The 19,910-nt window shown below is 40.3% G+C and carries 18 protein-coding genes; 13 read left to right on the top strand and 5 right to left on the bottom strand.

The window, feature by feature from the left end:
• The first annotated feature begins 270 nt into the window (after window positions 1–270).
• The gene (locus tag EV146_RS24175) at window positions 271–1,851 is read left to right on the top strand and encodes a phytoene desaturase family protein (protein WP_199232716.1); all 1,581 of its coding nucleotides are present in this window, start codon (window positions 271–273) and stop codon (window positions 1,849–1,851) included.
• Window positions 1,852–2,594: 743 nt separating this feature from the next.
• Here EV146_RS24175 and EV146_RS24170 read toward each other — a convergent pair.
• Complete coding sequence (locus EV146_RS24170) at window positions 2,595–2,852, bottom strand: C39 family peptidase (RefSeq protein WP_132011296.1); 258 nt, start codon at window positions 2,850–2,852, stop codon at window positions 2,595–2,597.
• A gap of 314 nt (window positions 2,853–3,166) precedes the next feature.
• Between EV146_RS24170 and EV146_RS24165 the strand changes: the two genes are divergently transcribed.
• Both EV146_RS24165 and EV146_RS24160 read left to right on the top strand, forming a co-directional pair.
• Window positions 3,167–3,589, top strand: coding sequence for a VOC family protein (locus EV146_RS24165; protein WP_132011300.1), 423 nt, complete (start codon window positions 3,167–3,169; stop codon window positions 3,587–3,589).
• Between the two features lie 396 nt (window positions 3,590–3,985).
• Entirely contained in the window at window positions 3,986–4,879 is an 894-nt protein-coding gene (locus EV146_RS24160) for an aminoglycoside phosphotransferase family protein (RefSeq protein ID WP_132011295.1), read from the top strand.
• Window positions 4,880–5,417: 538 nt separating this feature from the next.
• Here the strand turns inward: EV146_RS24160 and EV146_RS28340 are convergent.
• On the bottom strand, window positions 5,418–5,930 hold the full coding sequence (locus EV146_RS28340) for a CBO0543 family protein (protein ID WP_132011299.1): 513 nt from the start codon (window positions 5,928–5,930) through the stop codon (window positions 5,418–5,420).
• Window positions 5,931–6,163: 233 nt separating this feature from the next.
• On the opposite strand from EV146_RS28340, the gene EV146_RS24150 reads away from it, so the two are divergent.
• From EV146_RS24150 to EV146_RS24140, 3 genes are all read left to right on the top strand, one after another.
• On the top strand, window positions 6,164–6,673 hold the full coding sequence (locus EV146_RS24150) for an AAA family ATPase (protein ID WP_132011294.1): 510 nt from the start codon (window positions 6,164–6,166) through the stop codon (window positions 6,671–6,673).
• 499 nt (window positions 6,674–7,172) lie between these two features.
• The gene (locus tag EV146_RS24145) at window positions 7,173–7,691 is read left to right on the top strand and encodes a sigma-70 family RNA polymerase sigma factor (RefSeq protein WP_132011293.1); all 519 of its coding nucleotides are present in this window, start codon (window positions 7,173–7,175) and stop codon (window positions 7,689–7,691) included.
• Window positions 7,691–8,725, top strand: coding sequence for a DUF4179 domain-containing protein (locus EV146_RS24140; protein WP_132011292.1), 1,035 nt, complete (start codon window positions 7,691–7,693; stop codon window positions 8,723–8,725). The genes EV146_RS24145 and EV146_RS24140 overlap by 1 nt, the downstream gene beginning before the upstream one ends.
• 848 nt (window positions 8,726–9,573) lie before the next feature.
• Here the strand turns inward: EV146_RS24140 and EV146_RS24135 are convergent.
• Complete coding sequence (locus tag EV146_RS24135; RefSeq protein ID WP_132011291.1) at window positions 9,574–10,518, bottom strand: hypothetical protein; 945 nt, start codon at window positions 10,516–10,518, stop codon at window positions 9,574–9,576.
• 352 nt (window positions 10,519–10,870) lie between these two features.
• On the opposite strand from EV146_RS24135, the gene EV146_RS24130 reads away from it, so the two are divergent.
• Genes EV146_RS24130 through EV146_RS24115 form a run of 4 tightly spaced genes read left to right on the top strand, consistent with a single transcriptional unit; the run spans window position 10,871 to window position 15,277 of the window.
• The gene (locus tag EV146_RS24130; RefSeq protein ID WP_132011290.1) at window positions 10,871–11,062 is read left to right on the top strand and encodes a hypothetical protein; all 192 of its coding nucleotides are present in this window, start codon (window positions 10,871–10,873) and stop codon (window positions 11,060–11,062) included.
• Between the two features lie 29 nt (window positions 11,063–11,091).
• Window positions 11,092–11,277 carry a hypothetical protein gene (locus tag EV146_RS24125; protein ID WP_132011289.1) on the top strand — a complete coding sequence of 62 codons (186 nt, stop codon included), beginning with the start codon at window positions 11,092–11,094 and terminating at the stop codon, window positions 11,275–11,277.
• Window positions 11,278–11,299: 22 nt separating this feature from the next.
• Window positions 11,300–11,608, top strand: coding sequence for a hypothetical protein (locus EV146_RS24120; RefSeq protein WP_132011288.1), 309 nt, complete (start codon window positions 11,300–11,302; stop codon window positions 11,606–11,608).
• 15 nt (window positions 11,609–11,623) lie between these two features.
• A complete protein-coding gene (locus tag EV146_RS24115) occupies window positions 11,624–15,277 on the top strand; it encodes a multicopper oxidase domain-containing protein (RefSeq protein ID WP_132011287.1) in 3,654 nt (1,217 codons plus the stop codon).
• Window positions 15,278–15,711: 434 nt separating this feature from the next.
• Here EV146_RS24115 and EV146_RS24110 read toward each other — a convergent pair whose 3' ends face one another.
• Together EV146_RS24110 and EV146_RS24105 are read right to left on the bottom strand one after the other, a co-directional pair.
• Entirely contained in the window at window positions 15,712–16,296 is a 585-nt protein-coding gene (locus EV146_RS24110) for a CBO0543 family protein (RefSeq protein WP_158287208.1), read from the bottom strand.
• Between the two features lie 587 nt (window positions 16,297–16,883).
• On the bottom strand, window positions 16,884–17,705 hold the full coding sequence (locus tag EV146_RS24105; RefSeq protein ID WP_132011285.1) for an STAS domain-containing protein: 822 nt from the start codon (window positions 17,703–17,705) through the stop codon (window positions 16,884–16,886).
• Window positions 17,706–18,024: 319 nt separating this feature from the next.
• On the opposite strand from EV146_RS24105, the gene EV146_RS24100 reads away from it, so the two are divergent.
• The 3 genes from EV146_RS24100 to EV146_RS24090 all read left to right on the top strand — a co-directional run bounded on the left by EV146_RS24100 (window position 18,025) and on the right by EV146_RS24090 (window position 19,884).
• Window positions 18,025–18,336, top strand: coding sequence for a DUF2512 family protein (locus EV146_RS24100; protein ID WP_338419228.1), 312 nt, complete (start codon window positions 18,025–18,027; stop codon window positions 18,334–18,336).
• Window positions 18,337–18,773: 437 nt separating this feature from the next.
• Complete coding sequence (locus EV146_RS24095) at window positions 18,774–19,085, top strand: hypothetical protein (protein ID WP_132011284.1); 312 nt, start codon at window positions 18,774–18,776, stop codon at window positions 19,083–19,085.
• A 313-nt stretch (window positions 19,086–19,398) separates the two neighbouring features.
• Window positions 19,399–19,884, top strand: a complete 486-nt coding sequence (locus EV146_RS24090) for a hypothetical protein (RefSeq protein ID WP_132011283.1) — start codon at window positions 19,399–19,401, stop codon at window positions 19,882–19,884.
• The last annotated feature ends 26 nt before the right edge of the window (window positions 19,885–19,910 follow it).

The following is a 19,910-nucleotide window of genomic DNA, read 5'->3' as shown; positions in this document are numbered from 1 at the left end:
ATTGTAAAAATAATCAAAGCCGGTGAAATTTACTCGTCGTAAATTTCACCGGCTTTTTCATTATCAGAGCAGGGTTTTGTCCCAGCCTCTTTATTCTGATTTAATAGCTGTAAAGTTCACGGAATCCTGCAGCGCTAGAAAAAATGGTTTCACCAGAGAGGGTGGTACCATTAAATGGTAGAGACATCTGAAAATATTTCGTCTTAAATTTAGTACTTATTATCTAAAAATCATAATATCTTTTTACGTAGATATCGTAAAAGGAGAGAGATGATGGATCAATTTGATGTAATTATTATTGGCAGTGGCCATAATGCGCTAATAACGGCCGCCTATTTAACTCGGGCCGGGAGAAGTGTACTAGTTTTAGAAAAAAATGATCGTCCAGGAGGATTTCTCCGCACAGAAGAGCTGACACTGCCAGGTTTCAAGCACGATGGCTATGCTGCTGCTCATCCGCTCTTTATATCCGGACCAGCGTACGCTGAGTTGAGAGAGGACTTAGAAGCACGCGGTCTTCGCTATTTAAATACAGACCTGCCGACTGGCGTTTCGATGGAAGACGGACGAACAGCGGTCCTTCCCTCTTCCTTTGAGGGGCTCATCGCTGAGGTGGAACGGTTGGTACCTGGTGACGGCACAGCGCTCGCAGGGATGTTTGAACAGTTGAGTCCTTATGTAAACGATGTTTTTGGGTTATTTAACATGGATCTTTCCAGTGCAGAAGCTTCACCTATCATCCAGCGTTTACTTCATCAAGAAGGCGGAGTTGGTTATTCACCATTTGCAGCATCGTTGGTTTCAACGGCCCGTAATACGGTAAGTTCACTTCAGTCACCTGTGACGAGGGCGATGCTTGCTTCATGGGTTACTCATCTTGGCCGCACACCGGATGAGGTAGGAAGTGGAATTTGGGTGCCTCTCACCGTGATGGCATTGATGGGCGGCGGAATGCCAATACCTGAGGGCGGCAGTGAAAAGTTAGTTCAAGCATTAGCACAGCTAATCACGGACCAAGGCGGGGAAATTCTTACAGGGATTCATGTCGAGAGGATTTTAGTGGAAGATGGTAGAGCAGTTGGTGTAAAGGCCTCAAAGGGAAAAAAATACCGTGCCAAACAGGCGGTCGTAGCCTCAACCACCCCTGACCAGCTGTATCTCTCGCTATTAGCCGATACCGAAATATCACCACCACTGCGCGCGCTAGCAAAACAATATCGATACGGCAAGGGCTGTGTGCAAATCCATTTAGCTCTGAGTGAGCCGCCAAACTGGCCCGATAAGCGGTTTAACCGTGTCGGTCAGCCCCATCTAACAGATGGGCTAGACGGATTTACCTTAGCCATTGCCCAAGCTGCAGCTAATCTGCTTCCGGCAAATCCGACCTTTACAGTAGATTGTTCGACAAATCTTGATCCTACGCGGGCACCGTCAGGAAAAGCCATTATGCGTATTCAAGTGCTGGAAGTACCTATTAGGCCAAGCGGGGATGCTGCAAATCTCATCGATGTGGGAGATGGGACATGGTCTCATGATTTGACAGAGCGTTTTACAGAGCGAGTGCTAAGCGTGGTCAGGAAGCATATACCAAACATTCCAAGCGCTGTCATTGGAAAATACGTGGTCACCCCAGACACAATTGCTAAGTATAACCCAAATGCTGGCCCGGGGGATCCGTATGGAGGTGCACATGATTTAGGTCAGAGTTATCTCTTGAGACCATTACCAGGGCAACCGGGGCATCAGACAGCAATTCCAAATGTGTATATGCTCGGGGCCGCAACTTGGCCCGGACATGGGGTCAATGGTGGGTCGGGGTATATAGTGGCTCAAAAACTATTAACACTATAAGAAGAATACATTCAAAAGGTTATTGCTCGTGTGAATGATTAAAGGCAGCAGAAAGTAAGCATCGCCTCCATTGAGAGTTAACTACTGGAATCCGCATGTTAGGGCTAGGTAATTAACTCTATGCTGTCACCCAATGATTCAAAATACCATATCTTGAGTAGACATATAATCCTCTATTCCCAAACCGCAAATAGCAATGCGGTTTTCTTTTGTAAACGTGTCGATGTCTTCAAGGATTAGGAAATAACGCCGATATAAAAAAACCAACCCTCCCCTAATGCAAGGTTAGTTTTAAAAAAATTGTCCCATTGAGGGTATTCATAACGGATACTATATACTATATGTGATAATTCCCATTTATGTAAGGGCATTAATTGAATAACCAATTCTTTAAACAAAGGTACAAAAAGAAGCCATCCTATAGGGTAGGATGACTCTAAAAAATGACACCAAACCAATTAAAGATAAAAAGCCACCTATTGGGCAAGGGGAAAAGGCTTTTAATTAGATGTTATCACAACGTCTTCCCTAGAATACCCAGGGTTTAGGCATTTATGTTTAATTTAAGAATTTTTTCGATGGATTAATGAATAACTTTCAATTCAACAGTCAGGGTCGTTAAAGTGGGTATAGTTTTCATCATACTAAACCGAGTGTTCCTTCTTTGTGATCTATAGCACCTTGTTTTGTATGCCAGGTTTGAAAATAAGAGCTATCTAACTCTTGTTACATTGTGTATGTGATCAAACGTGATTTAAAATCTCATCGAAAGTGCCGCCAGTGAGTTCTGATACATGCTCTCCTAAATACTCCTTAGCAATTTCTGCCAATCGGTTCATGATAATCCCAACCTGGGTTATTAAGGAATTCATATTCTCTACAAAGCCGTAATATGGATTACCGAGAGATATCCCATACTCCATTTTGCTGACTTTTACATCGTAATAATGGAGAAGCATGGCTAAACTTGTTACCTCGCAATCTTTAGGAAGCTGAGGTATGCGTGATAAGAGGAGCGTTTAGTTAAAAGGAGAAGTATTCGTTCGGATTTTAAGGAGTTGGACTAATCCCATTTTGATTCAACATGCTTTAAGGTATTACGATGTTTTGATTGATTTTCCTCTATTTCTTTGTGAAGCAAATTATATTAAATTAACCAGTGCTTGAGTTCACAAAAGGTTGTACCTGCTGCTTTTATTTCTAGTTCTAGTAAAGGTGCAGGTTATCTAGTGGGTTAGTTCAGCTTACGCAAGCTGAAATATTAATGTATCATGAATGAAGTGGTCCTAAATTATTCCAAAGGAGTTGTTGAATGGTGTCAATTAGTTTGAACCCGTATTTGTTTTTTGACGGAAACGCGAGAGAAGCGGTCCATTTTTACGAGAAAGTGCTTGGCGGGAAAGTGATGGGCATCATGACCTACGGAGATATGCCAGCTGACCCGAATCATCCGTTGACGGATAACATGAAGAATCGCATTATGCATGCACACTTGAAAGTCGGAGACGCGGATCTCATGTTCTCCGATACGTTTGCAGGCATGCATTATCAGCCAGGCAATTCGATTCAGATTGCAATCCATCCCAAGGAAGAGGCAAGAGCGAGAGAAATCTTCGCTGCTTTGGAAGACGGCGGCCAAGTCGTTATACCCCTTCATAAGACGGATTTCAGCCCCTTGTACGGGATGGTAAAGGACAAGTTCGGGGTTAATTTTAATGTAAGTGTCCCAGTGGAGTAGCCGCAGTAATAACAAACACGTGTGCTAATGAGTAATTCAAATGAGACAAAGTATCTTTAATAATTGGGCGCGATTATACTATATAAGCTGCTTTTTACTTCTTCAACTAAACCAGCTCATAGTTTATTAACATTTTTCAATAAATAGCTTAATACTGATATTAACTATAAATGTTTATGCCAACTAACCTTCCTTTTCCAAGAATACAAGTGGGGGAACTCGAAGTTTTTTGCATAGTGGTTCGATACCGAAACCATGCAAAAAAGCCATCCTACGTTGAAAGGATGACCTTTTTACATTCCTGAGGTACGATCAAGGTTTACTAAATGGATAAAAATTTGTTATTTGTAAAGAAGGGAACTTGGAAAAATATAAGATAAGATAGTAGGTGGAAATATGAGCAGAATGCATGACAATGAATTGGATGTTAATCTAAGTATAGTTAGAGGCTTAATCAATGAGCAGTTCCCTGAATTCTCTATATTACCGATAACTCCAGTGAATTCAGTTGGAACGGTAAATCATGTTTACAGGCTGGGGCAAGAGCTTTATATTCGCCTACCCAGGGTTATGGAGTGGGCAGATATAGAAAAAGAGTGGAGATGGATTCCATATCTTGCTCCCCACTTGACCCTTAAGATACCCGAACCTATTGCTATAGGACAACCCAATGCCTCGTACCCTGTGAACTGGGCTTTATACAAATGGATAGAGGGAAATAACTATTCTGATGAGTTAATTCATGATGAAAGAGAAGTTGCAAAAGACTTGGCGGATTTTGTAAATGAGATGCACTCAATTGATGTGCCTTCTGATGCGCCCAGGGCAGGGAGATCACCTTTGCTTGAGTTAAATAAAAGAACATTAGAATGTATTGATGAGGCAGATGATTTGCTGGACAGAGACAGAGTATTAGCTGCATGGGAAGAGTCATGTAAAGCTTCTGTCTGGAACGGTCATGCAGTATGGATACATGCTGATTTACTTAGAACAAATCTTTTGGTTCATTCGGGACGTTTAGCTGCGGTCATCGACTTTGGTTCAGTGGGAATTGGAGACCCGGCGTTTGACCTAATACCTGCTTGGAGTATATTCAACACCAAAGGGCGAAAAGTCTTTCAAAATTCCATAATTCATGCCGACAAAGATACATGGCTTCGGGCTCGAGGGTATGCACTTCACCAGGCAGTACTTATCATTCCATACTATCGACTAACAAACCCACAATTTGTTACTCTGGCAAAAAGAGCGCTGGATCAGATATTGGTGGATCTGGATACAGGAGAATAAAATATTAAAATGAAGTTAGAACTCATAACTGTTTATATACCGTTATAATAGAGGAGAATTTTATTGAAATAGTTCAATTTATTCCTCATATCTAAAATGGAACCAGCTTTTATTGAGTTGTTAGAAAAGATGTTAAACAATGAAGACCTTATAAATAACTCTGTGATAATACAAATTGGGGGATTTGAAAATATATAGAAGAATATGGGCAGTGGATGTTTTTTCTGATGTTATTATAGAATTAATTGAAAGCGAAAATAATTAAACTTGATCAACGCCATTTTTATTGTAATTCTTTTGGAGTTAACGAGTGTATTTAGAAAATCTAGCTGCCATTTAAGGTGGCTCCGGTAACGGGCATTTGTGGAATAAGGTAGATAAAATTTCATCTATTCGAATTTGAACTAAAGTGTGCATAAGACAAATATTAATTTTTATTTCTAAAAAGATAAATCCACATCAATAGATAAATGATGAACAACAGAATAAAAAAAACGGGTGTTGGTATTGGCTCAGTTGTCATATAATCACCTGGCAATTATTTTAAACTATTTAGAGGAGGGTGGAACAAAACTAATAGGAATGCAATTAAAGGGATCGATACAATTAGAGCTGTGACAGGGCTTTTATAATGAATTCGAACCATAGTAAAAAGAATTAAATTAAAGACACCAGACCAAAAAAGATTCCAATCATTTTCGTATATGAAAAGCCCCTTTTTATAGAACAGATATTCAAGGATGGTAAAGTAAGTTATCCATATTCCCATATAGAAAAATCGTTTTTTTCCTTTAGGATAATACCTTAAAAAGATCATAATAACGACTGGCACAATGATAAATGAAAAAGTCAGATCGATAAGAGTATGATTTAACCAGTCTACTGTTAATGCATGATATCTCCAAAGAGTATGGTTATAAAATAAAAAATTATAAAGCAAGTTACAAATGATAAAGAATTGGATTGTAGGATAATACTTATTCCAGTTCTTCCAATCAACAAAGAAATAGGCAAATACAATATAAGTAACGACCACTAATAAAAGATACATAATGATTGCTCTCTCCACATTTTATTATCCAGTTTAGACTTCTAAGTAAATTGATAAACCTATAACTGTTCTGTGCAGAATCTGCTGCATAGTTCGAGAAAAATGTGTTCATGGAGATTAAGCGACTTGCTCATCTTACGGAGGCTTATAATGAAGATCCAGCTGCCCATGAATGCAGCTTTTTCTTATTATACTAAAGGGGCAGTTTAACAACATTAATGGAGGGGCTAGCCATGGGTATTAGGAATTATTTGATTGAAGGCGTTTCCTGCACCGGCAAAACTACGGTCTGCAAAGAATTGCAGCGGCGCGGCTACCATGCCATTAATGGTGACCGTGAATTGGCTTATCAAGGTAATCCAGAAACTGGTAAACTGATGGATGGCTGCACGCACGAGCACCACATTTGGCATGTATACAAAGTAAAAGCACTAGTCGCCAACCACAATGAGGCTGTAACATTCTTCTGCGGTGGTTCTAGGAACTTTTCGAAATTTATAGATCTATTTGACGGCGTGTTTGTCCTCGAGGTCGACCTTGACACATTGAACCGGCGGCTAAACCAGCGACCGGAAAATGAGTGGGGCGGCAAGAAAACGGAGCGGGAACTCATTGTGCGATTGCACCAAACGAAAGAAGACATTCCAAAAAGCGGTATTATAATCGACGCCACCGCACCGATCGAGCACGTCGTTGACGAGATCGTCCGTCAAAGCGAAGAAAATAGGGTCCAGCGGGAATAAATCCTTTATTGTTGAACTACTTATTGAGCAAAAGGAGCATCATTCCTCTAATACACTTAAGTTTGTGAAACAATGTATTTAAACTTCCTCAGTTTAATGGCCGAGAAGCAGAGCCCAAATTAGCAAAGTTGTCAGAGAGGCAGTAAAATCGAATAAAACCCAATCACCTAATTTTTATATTTAGCTTACTTATGTAAATCAAATAGGGTATCAATCACTCATTTTAAAGCGATTGTTCTTAAAGGAGCATTCGCTTTATTTAATTTTTGAAAAAATGCACTTAAAGTAATAGGTACAACAGTTTAAGCCTTGGCTGCTACTGATAAGCATCGCTTTTCCTTGTTAAGAGTCAGGACACCATTTTCATAATTCGTTTTGAATTGGTCTGTCATTTACCTGTGAATAGTTATGACTCATACGTAAGGGGTAAATTTATTTACATTTGATGAAACGTTTTTGTAGTATCAATTGTCTAACGGTTAGAAAAAGAGGTGAGTAAATGTCCATTGATGAAATAAAGATCAACAAGGCGAAAAAAGGAAATGAAAAGGCCTTCCAGGAGTTGATTCAAAATGAAAAGAATAAACTCTTTCGTATGGCTTATTTATACGTAAAAAATGAGAGTGATGCCCTGGATATTGTTCAAGATACAATTTACAAAGCTTTTATATCCATCAAACAACTAAAAGAGCCTCAGTATTTTTCTACTTGGATATCACGAATCTTAGTAAATACTACATTGGATTTTATTAAGAAAAATAACCGGTTGATTCCCTTTAGTGATGTTGAAGTATTTGGGGACAATCAGAGCCTGCGAATTGAAGAAAAATTGGATTTAGTAGAAGCAATTGGACGATTGGAAGTGCATTATAAAACAGTGATTATTTTGAGATATTACAAGGACCTCTCCATAAAACAAATTGCTGAAATTTTGAATTGTCCCGAAGGAACGGTGAAAACCCGACTACATAGAGCCATTAATCAATTGAAATCGGATTTAAAAGAGGAGTGTATCTGATGAATGATTATTTATCCGGCAACGTAAAAAAAGAGGTGGATAAAATAAATATCCCTGAAGAAAGATTGGATCAAGCGATTGAACTTGGCCTTAGAAGAGGTAGAAAGACGCAGCGAGGATACGGTAAGAAAGTAGTGTACACTTTCAGCGCAGCGGTTCTTGTATTTTGCTTCCTAATTGGTTCAGCCTTCGTTTCCCCTGCGATGGCAAAGATCGTATCCAAAATTCCATACTTGGGCCAAATTTTTGAAAATAAAGATGATGTTGTTGTGGTCATATCCGAAGAACTCAGGGCAAAAGGTTACAAAACTGCTGGAGCAGGTGTATCCTTTCCTGAAAAGGAAATTATGATTGGAATCGAGGGCTCGGAAAAATATTATAATTCCGTTAAGGCTGATGTAGAAAAGATTGCGAGAGATGTTTTACAATCAAGGAATTATGACGCCTACACATTAAAAGTGAGCCAGTATAAGGAACGTAAAATCGACGTCGATCCCAAGGAAGAAAAAAAAATAAAACAATTTAGCCAGGAATACGACATCCTCCATCCTGCAGTTACCGAAGAGTTAAAAAGACGGGATTTTAACGTGTTATCTCTAGGTATGGAATATAATCCCAAGAAACTATTGATTGAAATTCCTAATACAGAGACCAGGACCGATGAGATGAAGCAAGTGATTAATGATATTCTTCAAGCCAATAAAATCGACCCCCTCCCATTAAAAATAAAGAAAATAGATATGGAAAAAAGGGAACAGGATAGAAGATGGATGGAAATCCTTCATATTGTTGAGGATGATCTATTAGGGAAAGAGGAGTATAAAGTTAGAATGGTTGGATATTCCGTCTATCCAGAACCAGAGATTCAAGCGTTTATCTCCTTACCAAGTTCACATGAGAACGCTAAAGACTTTGCCCAACTGCTTGAAAAAATCATTGATGACTTCCTTAAATCGGATAAAATGAAAACAAAGGTTGGAAGTGATCCTTACCGTATCACCATATATAGTAAGGATAATAAAATCATAAATTAAATTAGTTATTTTACGATGATCCCTATCTATAATTTTATATTCACGACTTAGTTGCGATGCTCTAAGGAAGCATCGCTTTTTCCTTATTATTACTAACAGTACAGTTTAGTTAAAAAGGAACAACTTTCTCATAGCTAATTTAGTATATCCCGAGCCTTACCTTCCACCGAGACAAATACGCCAGGAATTAGCATTATTCGTGGGGTTTAGACTCTTTCTTACCTAGGTCTTCAAATTTACCCTTAAATCGGTATCGGTTTAAGGGTAAACATGACTGTTTAATATTAAAAGTTTAGTTTTTGACGTTTAATATTAAACTATTAACAATGCATACATAATGCTCGTCCAAACTGATGCGGTCTGTGGTTTGATGATATTAAAGTTACACCTTATCTTACGTTTATAGGGCCATCTAGACCTATCCTTAAGTTAGGGATTAAAGTCCAGTAAGCGAAAAAATGCTATGACTTTAAATGCTTAGATGGGGGAATACATGTTAATTAGGGAAGTTATTCCTGATGTAGTACCCCTTCCCAAATGGCAGTCCAATAACGACTTGGATTTTCCATCATCCATGTAATAACTTCCTGAAAGTCTAACACTTCAGCAGAACATTGTGACTGCTGTAAGCGATGGCAGTATCGCTTCGCAAAGAGCTCAAAATCACTGTGAAAAATATATTAGTAATTAGTTGAAGTTACAACCTTCCTCAAAGATAAGGTTTATCCCAATGAAAGGGTCCTTTTTTTCAAAGGGACCCTTTCATTGCGGAACGGAATGGTTCTCTGTACCCTAATATGTGTTTCGTTCAGTGAGGGGGCAAATAGTTGAGTATTTAGCCCTTTCATTTAGAAGCTAGCCTCGGCTATTTCATCCGTATACTCTAAAATGTTCTCCTTTTTTGGAATGTCTATTTCCCATTCCTTCATCAGGAGAATGGCAAGGTAAGTCGAAAGGATGGCAGGTTCCTGGGATTCGGGGAATCGGAATGCCCCATTTTTGAGCTGCAAATCTTTTAGTTGGGTTTCTACATGGCTCTGGATCACCTTGTTAAAAGGCTTGCCAGGGTGAAGGATATCAGCAATCCCTTTAAGTGTGGTCCACTCTCCCAAGGAGAAGTTTTCCTTTAAAAAGGAAACCTGAATCATGTCCATCGAGATAGTCTCCCTGGCCCTTTGTAAAATTTTAGCTTCAGGATCGAGATGCACTAGGATTTCAAGAATCAGCAAGTTATTCCCATCCAGGATCATGTCTTTTCCGTAATCAAGTCGGTTATCCAACCGGTCAGTAATTGCTTGGATGAGTTCTTTTTGTTTTGGGATAGGCTCCTCGTAACGGTTCAGAATTTCGATAGCCAACTTTGTTGAAAAGAGATACGGGGTTATATTTTCCCCTTCCTGGAGTTCCTCACCGTTTTCGTTGACGAACATCCCATTATCCTGCTGGAGGGAGAGGACGAAGGAAGTGAATTCCTTTGCCTGAATGTCAGATGGCTTTTCCTGAAGAACCCGAGTTAAAAACCAAATGGCCGGCAATGGGGAAAGCATGATTTCTTCTAGGTCGGTCATTCCTTTTTCCTCTAGGTTTTCTTGGACTCTACTATTGAGGTCGTGATTCCCTATCCCTAAGAACTTCTGGATCTCCAGCACATAATACACGTTGTAAACATCGACCATTCCTGCCTCATCGTCAGTTGGCTGGGAATAAAAGCTTAACTGACCGATGACCGTCCAGGCAGCAACGAAAAAGAAGAACAGGAAAACAGGCCAAGCATACTTCCTTTGCGTTTTCATTAGCCTCCCCCTTACCTTTACATAGCTTCTTGTGAATGCTTTGTGTACCCCCTTTCCTGAATTTTATTCACATGGAGGCTAACCGCATTCAATATTTGATTTTGGTCTCATTCCAACTACATAGATCCTCACTTTCATCCTCCCCCCGAAGAATTAAGGAAGGGGAATGATTTGGACAAAAGAATAAAATTAATGTGGTTGTATTTTTGTTCTGCCTCATAAAATCGATATTAGGTAGCGGAATTCCAATTGTTTTAAGGAGATAACCAACTGGAGTCAAGAAGTTTCTTTGATCTGCATTTGCAGTTCCAAGATACGCTGAGAAAGAGAAGCATGTTTAGGATGTGAAGGAATGAAAAGGTGGCTCACTTTTCTTTTTATTGGTGTATTGCTCTTTTCTTCCTATCTTTCCTTCAAGCGCGAAGAGACTTATCAGACCAGTTCAACTAATGATGTTGTGGTCACAGGAAAATCCAAAAAAGATGGAAAATACACAATCGAGGCGGATTTGTGTATGCAAACACAAGTGGAACGATCATCGTAAGGGGAAAGCCCGACTGGGAAAAGATCGAGGTGGGAAGAACGTATTTTACGGTAATAACCTGGTACTCCATGCCCGAGGTAACGCAGGTGTTTGAAGAAGAGACTTTCCTGGAGCAATGGGAACTGAAATTTCCAACACCTTTATCCATACCACTTGAAAGAATAGCTCAATTCACCACGAACTTCGATTGCAATATGAGGTTCCCGCTGGTTTAGACAATAAGAGGAGGTTTTTTATATGGTTACTCCTAACTCAAACCTAAACTCACAGTCAGTTGATATAAACCGGATACACGATACGGCATTGGTTAATCATTTCACTGAAAACATAGGCCGAAGAGCATTTCTCCTAACCCCATCCTATCCTTTTATGTTTATCGGAGAAATTATTGATGTGATGGAAGATATGGTGGAATTATGTGTTGAAACGACTCACTTCAGCCAATTGGAGAATCGAAACTGGTTTATCCATATCCATAATATTGAGGTGTTTTATATCGAGACGCCTGATGGACCTTGCATCCCTGAGTTGAGAGATGACCTATAGAATGGAGGAGTCATTATGATTAGACGCTTTCATGTGGTCGCCATCCCCATCCGGATTGTTGTGAATAATTTTGGTGACCATAATCCGGATGGACGAATGTATGTATTAAAGGAAAATGAAGAGAAGGTAAAAAAGTTGGTCAGACAAAATCCATTTACCCCTGTTGAGCTGGTACAGCCACTGACCATACGGGCCAATGAGGGAGACGTTGTGGAGATTTTGTTCGAGAATCAGCTGCCATTTGCCACTGGGATGCATTTTCAGGAGTCGGACTATGACCCGCGGACATCGGACGGATCGAATGCCGGGTTTAACCCCAGTTCCCTGGCGGAATGCGGGGAAACAGTTCTTTACACCATTCATGCGACTACAGAGGGGATTCATTTCTTCACTGACATGGGAAATGTCTCAAGTACAGAGCAAGGCTCAAGCTTACAAGGTCTTTTTGGTACGCTTATTGTGGAAAGGCGGGGCTCCTGGTGGACGGATCCCGTAACAGGCGGTCCGATCGAAAGTGGAGTATTTGCCGATATCCATAATCCTTTTTTACCCTCTTTTCGGGAATATGCCTGGTTTTTTAATGATGAAATGGAGGTGAATGATTTAACAGGCAACCGACCGCTCAATCCGGTTACCAATCAAGAAGCTGAATCCTTCCATGGAGTCAATTATCGTTTTGAGCCTCTCGGAAACCGAAAACGATTAATTGAAGAAGGGATCGTCAGCCCGGAGCTGGACGGAGAGGAAGTTCACCATGATTCATGGGTGTTTGGCGATCCGGCAACTCCCATACTTCGCGGGTACAGAGGCGACCCTGCAGTTATTCGCTTAATTCATGGAGCAGCCAAGGAAACGCATGTATTCCACTATCATGCTCATCAATGGCTGAGGGATCCTTCCAATGAACGTTCCGAAGTGGTTGATGCTCAGGCCATCAGCCCGCAAAGCCATTATGATGTCTGGCCACTGTATGGGCTTGGAAGCCTGCCTGGTTCGATTGGGGATGCCATTATCCACTGTCATTTGTATCCACATTTTGAAGCAGGAATGTGGGGGATTAACCGAATCTTCGATACCCTGCAGGATGGAAGCCAATGCTATCCCAATGGTATCCCAATTGCGGCGCTCCAGCCTTTGCCGGACCGTCCTTGCCCGCCTAAACCTACACCGGAACGACCAGGATTCCCCAACTTTATTCCAGGGAAGGTCGGCTGCAAAGCGCCTAGGCCACCTCTTGGAATTGTTGGCGGCAGGGAAATGACAGAGCTGGAAAGGAATGCAGCGGTACCCAATGCACGGCCGGGAGCAGTTTTTGTGGACGCCTGCCTTGGAAATCCAGTCGTGGTTGAGTTCAATGTTTCTCTGATAGAGCTCCCCATCATCTATAACCGGCAGGGCTGGTATGATCCAAAGGGAAGAATCTATGTACTGGACGAAGAAATCGACGATGTCCTCTCAGGGAGAAAGGAACCGGAACCACTAACGCTTCATATCCCTGCAAGCTCTTGCATCCGGATGAATTTTACCAATAGACTTCCACATATTCTCGATGGTGACGCTTTTCAGCTTGTTACCAGAACCTATGAGAATGCCTTCCATGTCCACTTTGTCAAATTCGATATCCTCGTAGCAGACGGTGCAAGTGTAGGGTGGAACTATGACAGTTCAGTCCTGCCTGGTGAGACCATCCGGTATGAGTGGTATGCCGATACGGAATTAAAGGCCTTCTTCTTTCACGACCATCTGTTTCCAGTGTCTCACCAGCAGCATGGAGTATTTGGAACAAGTGTAATTCAGCCGCGTTTTTCACGCACGTTTGATTCAAGGACGGGAGAGGAGGTTTTTCATGGTACCCAGGTGACGGTACAAAATCCACTAATTCCTGACTATCGCGATTTTTCATTATTCATCCAGGACTTCGCTTTTCTATTTGATAAAAATGGCTGTCCCATCCAGCCTCCACCCTTTCCTGGATCATCGGAAGACCCAGGTGTCTTTGCAGTGAACTATAAAAATGAACCGCTTCAGTTCAGGCTAGGAGAGGACTGTGATCCTGCCTATTCCTTTAGTTCGTATGTCAGTGGCGACCCGGTCACCCCAATATTGATGGCCTATGAAGGAGATCCAATCAGAATCCGCCTGCTTCAGGGATCACATGAAGAATCTCATGCCTTTAACCTTCATGGATTAAGATGGCCGTTGGAACGTCCTGATAATGATTCCATCTTGACTTCACAGCATCATATTGGCATATCGGAATCTTTCACACTGGAAATGGAGATTCCAAGGGCAGGAGATTATTTGTATGCCTTTGAAGATGAAGAAGATGTATGGCTTGGGACGTGGGGGCTGATCAGGGCATTTGATGAAGAGGTGCCTGATTTGATTCCGCTCACGGACCGGCCGCTTCCTCCTCCAAGGACGCAACCGCTGCCAAAAGTGACGGGCAAACCTCCTAAGCTTGCTGATCCCCTATGCAGCCTGCCGCCTCTGGCACCGCTTAATGCACCGATACGGAGATACTCTGTTGTCGCTATTCAGACTCCAATTGTTTATAACAAGTATGGAGACCATGATCCTTTTGGAATTGTGTTTGCTTTGGAGGAAGATGTTGAAGACATCCTGTGCGGAAGAAAAAACCCAGAACCTTTGGTATTGAGGGGAAACCAAGGTGATCTTGTTGAAGTCACTTTGACCAGCATGTTGGAATTTGAAAAGTTTCCATTCCAGGATGGCATTCATCCTTATCCGCCGGTAAAAGAACAGGCATTCTACCCGCCTTCATTAAGGATTTCACTTCATCCTAATTTGCTTGATTATGATGTAAGGACATCCAGCGGGAATACAGTAGGCTTCAATCCAGACCAGACAGTAGGACCAGGGGAAAGAATCACGTATCGTTGGTATGTGTTTTCCAATGTCGGGACATGTGCGATGTGGGATGTGGCAGACCTGCGGAATCACCGATCCTTCGGGGCATTTGGGGCATTTATTGCAGAACCCCGATTTACTTCAAACTACCTGGACCCCCACACACTTCAGCCCATCAGGACAGGGACGAGTGCCGTCATTGAACACCCGCTTTTCGGCCGATTCAGGGAGTTTGTTCTCGTCATGCATGACGGAGTCCGTCTTGAGGATAAAAATGGTCACGTCATTATTGATCCGCTGGCAGGTGTCATCCCGCAAGCAGACCTAGATGATGAAGTTGATACCTATGATTTTGGTTCACGCGGTTTCAATTATCGTTCAGAGAGGCTCATCAATCGTTATCGGGAACATCCGGTACTGGCAGACTTATTCAGCTCAAAGGTTTTTGGGGACCCGGCAACACCCGTATTCGAGGCCTATCCGGGAGAACCTGTATTCATTAGGTTGACCATTCCTTCTGAACGCCGAAGAGCTCATACCTTCCATCTTCATGGTCATAATTGGAAATTTGACCCTAGGGATGTTGATTCTAGAATTGTTTCTTATGTTGGACATATGGTTGCTGGTGATGCACAAGACTTGCCTCTGATTGGAGGGGCAGGTGGCACGTTTAATTTTCCTGGGGATTACCTGTACCGTTCCGGAAATATCCGCTGGGATATTGAACAGGGGATGTGGGGAATCTTCCGGGTTCATCCTTGCATTCAGCCACATTTGCCAAGATTGGAAGATTCATAATTCAGCAGGAAAGGATGGAACAAGTGAGTAATAAACATCATGAAGAAGACTGCAGATGCCCGGAGTTCGTTCCCGCCGGAGAACCTGACGATTTTTATCGACCCTATCAGGTGTAGGGTGAAATTGAGGAATTTAACAAAAGCTGGACTGCTTTGCATCCCATCGTTCGTGGGTTGGAATTGAGTGGATGAATTTTTTGGGATGGGATCGGTAATGATTCCATCTTTTTATTTTGATACTACAGAATGTAAGAAAGACACTTAATTTAACGCGGGGCAGGTTAGATGCATGAGAGGGGTGAAAGTTTTACTGATCTTATGCCGGAATTGAACCAAAATGCGAATTAACCAAAAGGCAAGAGTAAATAAAATAAAAAAAGCCGAGAGCTTCCTTTCCCTCGACCAAGTAAATTCTAACATGACTTTGTACAAAAATTACTTTTCGCTTACTGAAAATATTTTTAGAACTAACCACCTGGCAAGCATTCCGCCTATATTATAAAAAAGTAAAGAGTAGATTAGTTTCCAGTCCTTTAATTCGTAATAGTCCAACCAGATAAATAAGGGCTCTCCAATATAAGTACAAAACAGCGATAGCAAAAAATTAAACAATAAAAAGGATCGCCAGTTCTTTGACCATTGATATATTAACATCATTGAGCATGGAATTAATGAAAGATCAGCTGGTAATAAAGGAGGTATCATTTGAAAAAGTTTAGTGGGATATTCCCACCATATTAAATCGGTTCCAATATTGTCTAAGGTATAAGTCCCAATTGTTATTAACGAACCATATAGAACTATTTCATTTAGTCGTTTCTTATCAACAACAATCCACCAAACAATCCAAGGTAATATCGACAGGACTAATAATAAGTACCATTTCCATGTGAATAAATCATCATGAACCCAATGTTTATAGGCTATGTCATTAAATTTCACTCTAGCCTTTTGTACATCTTCAAATGAAGGAAAAGAACTGTTCAATCTTATCACCTTAAATTTTTTAATTTCCTTCATACCGAAAAGCGCATAAAGAGTGGGTTTATCGTATCCATTATGTCCACCTATTATTTAGTTCTATACCTGAGCACTAATTCGCATTACGAGTATATTGTAAAACACAAACGGGTGCATAGGTCAGCTTATTATTTAGTTGATTCTCAAGCTAACGTGGAAGTTTAGTTGAAGGAGGAATGGACCCTACAGTCCGATAGGAGATATCTTGCAGCTGTCCATAAAAGTTAAAAAGCCACCCGGGTAAGGGAGGGTGACTTTTTGCTGAATAAACTGATGTTGTTATTCAACGTTATTACTAACATACCCTAAGTTGCTGTTTTTATTTCTGAAATAAATAAGCTAATATCAATAAATACAACATCTAGACTATCAGATAATAGAACCCAAGATACGTAACTTCATCTTATTAAACAAAAGGGGCATAATGTTGAATCTTAAACTAAACCCGCTGCTTGCCCACTTAGCAGTCACTCTTATATTTGTTGGTATCAATGGACGTGCTTTAAATAATTGGTTCTCTAAAATGATTTTGTTACATATAAAAAATTTGTTTTTTCAAAAGAGGCGGCTTTAACCGTCATTCGTCTTCAAAGGTATCTTCTTAAGGTTTCTTGGAGTGTCCCTTTTGTTTCAGCATTTTTTTCGAAACGGATCCCAGCGTGCACCATTTTTCTTACAAGGTCAGGCCGAAGTCCCGTTAGGATCGCTTTGCATCCCATCATAGAAACCCCCGCCAATACTTTTTCAAAATGGTCAATCACATCCTTTTCCATCATAGCTATACCCGAAAGGTCTATAACTAGTGTTTGGATTCTTGAAACACCTATATCATTCAATACTTTTTCCTCAATGATTTTGATCCTGAAGGAGTCTATTGAACCAATTAGTGGCAAAACGGACACATATTCGCTAACAGGAATAATTGGAACAGACAAATGCTCCACCACTTCCCTCTGTTTTAAGAACATTGTATCCTTATATTTGGAGTAGCTAATGAAAAAAGTGTTTAGGAACTGGTCAATCTTATCATTGATCAATGCTTCCAATTCATAAAAATCCTTATGATCTGCGGTAAGATTTTTTGTCTCGTCGAGGATACTTACAATCTGCCATAAAGTTCTTCTTATCGCTTGAACCCACTCTAATTTCAACGCCAGTGTTAATGAGTGCTCCGCCCAAGCAATGCCTTCTGCTTCCGCGAAAGATTTTAGTTCTTCTTCTCTTTGATCCATTACATAATAGATCAATCTTCTAGCATTTATTAATAAATTGATGTTTCCTTTTTCTAATATATCCGTAATCTTTGACGAGACATTTACTGCTTCGGAAAGTAAGCTATGCTCAAACGATTGATCGTTTTCATCAATATATTTCTTTATTTCTTGACTTATGCTTTGGATGGATTTCATTATGCTTACTCCCCTTGAATTCATTATTAACAATATAAATCAAAATTTAAAACGTAGCATGAGGTTAAAATATAGGTGATTTATAAAATAATTATATACCCTTTATGAAAAAGGGATAAACTTTAAACTTAAAATTTAAAGGAAAATAGTAATCCAGCTATTTAGGGCTGAGGAAGGACATTGACCAGATAAGAAATTTAAGAAACCAATGTAAACCTTAATTACCCGGGTATATGTTTGGTATCCAAACAAGGTGGTACTATAATGGACCATTTAAAAGCACTGGTCATTAAACTAGTGAGATTACAGCTGTTCTGGAATTTTCAATGCAGAATTTAGTGATACATTTATTAGTATCGTCCTAACGGTTCTTGAATATGTTCTGGGTTATTTGCTAATATTCCGAAATGCAGGGGATGATGATGATTACACAAAAAGAAATATAATTGGAGCTCTGTTCGATGCTGTTCTAACCCTTGCTGTAATATATTTAATGGGAAGGGACATTTTTGTAGGGGAAAATGACCTTATTAATGCAGCAATCCTCTCAGCCGTTGTGGTAGGAATAGGAGAGTGGTTCTTCCATAGGTATCTTGATAATAACGTATTTGATGAGAAACCAGACCCATAAAGCTACATCCTAATTGAGAGGCTCACTTAGAGCCTTTTATTTGTATTAATCTAAATTCATTTAGTCGTGTGCTTTTTGAAGGAACAGGAGTTCTTTAAAGAATTATTATCTATCTAACAATATACCTACTACATAATATTGCACAGCACTTCTCTCATTATGGTGTGTTTTTCTTTTGCTCTGTTTTTGGAAAATGCTTCATAACATAAGGATGAACACATCATTTGCTTCGTTTTTAGGAGGACATAGCCTCGGTGCGAAGACAGTGCTCCCCAGAACGAAGTTCGAGGACCTTAAGGGGTGTTTTTATTGGATATCATCTATCTGTTTCTCAATAAGCTCAATCCTTTCATGGAAGTGATCAACACCGTTTGCCTGGTTTCTATTGCTGTTCTCGTTAAAAGGATTCATGATAAAAAAGGTTGAGGTGGTGGAGCATGAAAAGAGGAAAGAAGGCATTCCTATGGGCGATCGGGTTGCTGGTGTTGACTGGGATCATTTATTCGGCCTACCCGAAACCAATCTATTCCGATATCACTTCATCCTTCAAGGTTTCGAGTAAAGGATCAGCTGGCGGGTATTGGGTATCAGGTTATGATCCAGAGAAACTAGAAAGAGAGTCCATCAAAATCAAGGTAGCTGATGAAAAGCTTTGGAATGAATTGCAGGAGGGCGAAACCTATTTCCTCACCTACATTATCAAAGGGGAAAAGGTGGAACTTCAGGAAGTTGTTAAAGCCCAGGAATAAATGGGCGATAGAGATCAAACGAGAAAGTGCAGGAGCCTTCCTGCGCTTTTTTAATGGTTTCATAGGTGGAAGGAGGATATAAAATGGGGGCATCAGTGGATTTTATTGATGGTTTTTTGGAACAAACACAAAGGCTTAATAAAAAAGTCAGGAGCATTATTTCCCCCAACCAGTATGATTATATCTTTTAGAATGATTGAATGAAATGGAAAAAGAAGGCACTTCAGCCCTCTTTTCCTGATGGATTGATTTGTTGCCTTTCATAAAATTCCCTATTGTGGGGAAATTATTCTTGATGGATTGGAGGTTGCATATGAAAAATTTAAAAATGGCGAAGGCATTATTGCCAGCGATGATGGTTTTATCCTGGCTGACGATTCCTTTGCTTGGGAAAAAAGTGATTAAACGCTTCTTGCCTACTAGTATGTTAATGGCCATTATTGTTTGGTTGGAGGGTAGACTGGCTAAAAAGCGAAAATGGTGGTGGTATTATGTTAAAATTCACCCAAAGTTATCAGGAGGATTTCCATTAACTTGGGGACCATTTTTGATTGGTTCTATTTGGATTTTGAGATTAACTTATGGGAAATTCAAGTGGTATCTGCTTCTGAACCTTGCGGTTGATACGGTTTTCACCTATAAGTTTGTGGATATGCTGAAAGACCTTGGAATAGCTTCGTTAGTACGTTTGAAAAAATATCAATTATCTATCCTTTTTTTTCTAAAATCGCTTCTTTTATATGGATTTCAGGTAATTCGTGAAAAAGTAACCATCTGGAACGGAAAAAATGAAAGGTGATTAGCTATGTTATTTCCTCACCTACA

The organism is Mesobacillus foraminis, from assembly GCF_004340465.1.
Classification (GTDB): domain Bacteria; phylum Bacillota; class Bacilli; order Bacillales; family Cytobacillaceae; genus Mesobacillus_B; species Mesobacillus_B foraminis.
Note: the sequence above shows the minus strand (reverse complement) of the source record. Positions and strands in the feature narration are given on the sequence as shown.

Excerpts from the sequence above, each read along its gene's own strand:
- EV146_RS24135 (WP_132011291.1), bottom strand. The coding sequence starts at position 10,518 with ATGAAAACGCAAAGGAAGTATGCTTGGCCTGTTTTCCTGTTCTTCTTT.
- EV146_RS24115 (WP_132011287.1), top strand. The coding sequence starts at position 11,624 with ATGATTAGACGCTTTCATGTGGTCGCCATCCCCATCCGGATTGTTGTG.
- EV146_RS24095 (WP_132011284.1), top strand. The coding sequence starts at position 18,774 with ATGAAAAGAGGAAAGAAGGCATTCCTATGGGCGATCGGGTTGCTGGTG.
- EV146_RS24120 (WP_132011288.1), top strand. The coding sequence starts at position 11,300 with ATGGTTACTCCTAACTCAAACCTAAACTCACAGTCAGTTGATATAAAC.
- EV146_RS24145 (WP_132011293.1), top strand. The coding sequence starts at position 7,173 with ATGTCCATTGATGAAATAAAGATCAACAAGGCGAAAAAAGGAAATGAA.
- EV146_RS24140 (WP_132011292.1), top strand. The coding sequence starts at position 7,691 with ATGAATGATTATTTATCCGGCAACGTAAAAAAAGAGGTGGATAAAATA.
- EV146_RS24090 (WP_132011283.1), top strand. The coding sequence starts at position 19,399 with ATGAAAAATTTAAAAATGGCGAAGGCATTATTGCCAGCGATGATGGTT.
- EV146_RS24160 (WP_132011295.1), top strand. The coding sequence starts at position 3,986 with ATGAGCAGAATGCATGACAATGAATTGGATGTTAATCTAAGTATAGTT.
- EV146_RS24150 (WP_132011294.1), top strand. The coding sequence starts at position 6,164 with ATGGGTATTAGGAATTATTTGATTGAAGGCGTTTCCTGCACCGGCAAA.
- EV146_RS24110 (WP_158287208.1), bottom strand. The coding sequence starts at position 16,296 with ATGAAGGAAATTAAAAAATTTAAGGTGATAAGATTGAACAGTTCTTTT.
- EV146_RS24130 (WP_132011290.1), top strand. The coding sequence starts at position 10,871 with ATGAAAAGGTGGCTCACTTTTCTTTTTATTGGTGTATTGCTCTTTTCT.
- EV146_RS24105 (WP_132011285.1), bottom strand. The coding sequence starts at position 17,705 with ATGAAATCCATCCAAAGCATAAGTCAAGAAATAAAGAAATATATTGAT.
- EV146_RS28340 (WP_132011299.1), bottom strand. The coding sequence starts at position 5,930 with ATGTATCTTTTATTAGTGGTCGTTACTTATATTGTATTTGCCTATTTC.
- EV146_RS24175 (WP_199232716.1), top strand. The coding sequence starts at position 271 with ATGATGGATCAATTTGATGTAATTATTATTGGCAGTGGCCATAATGCG.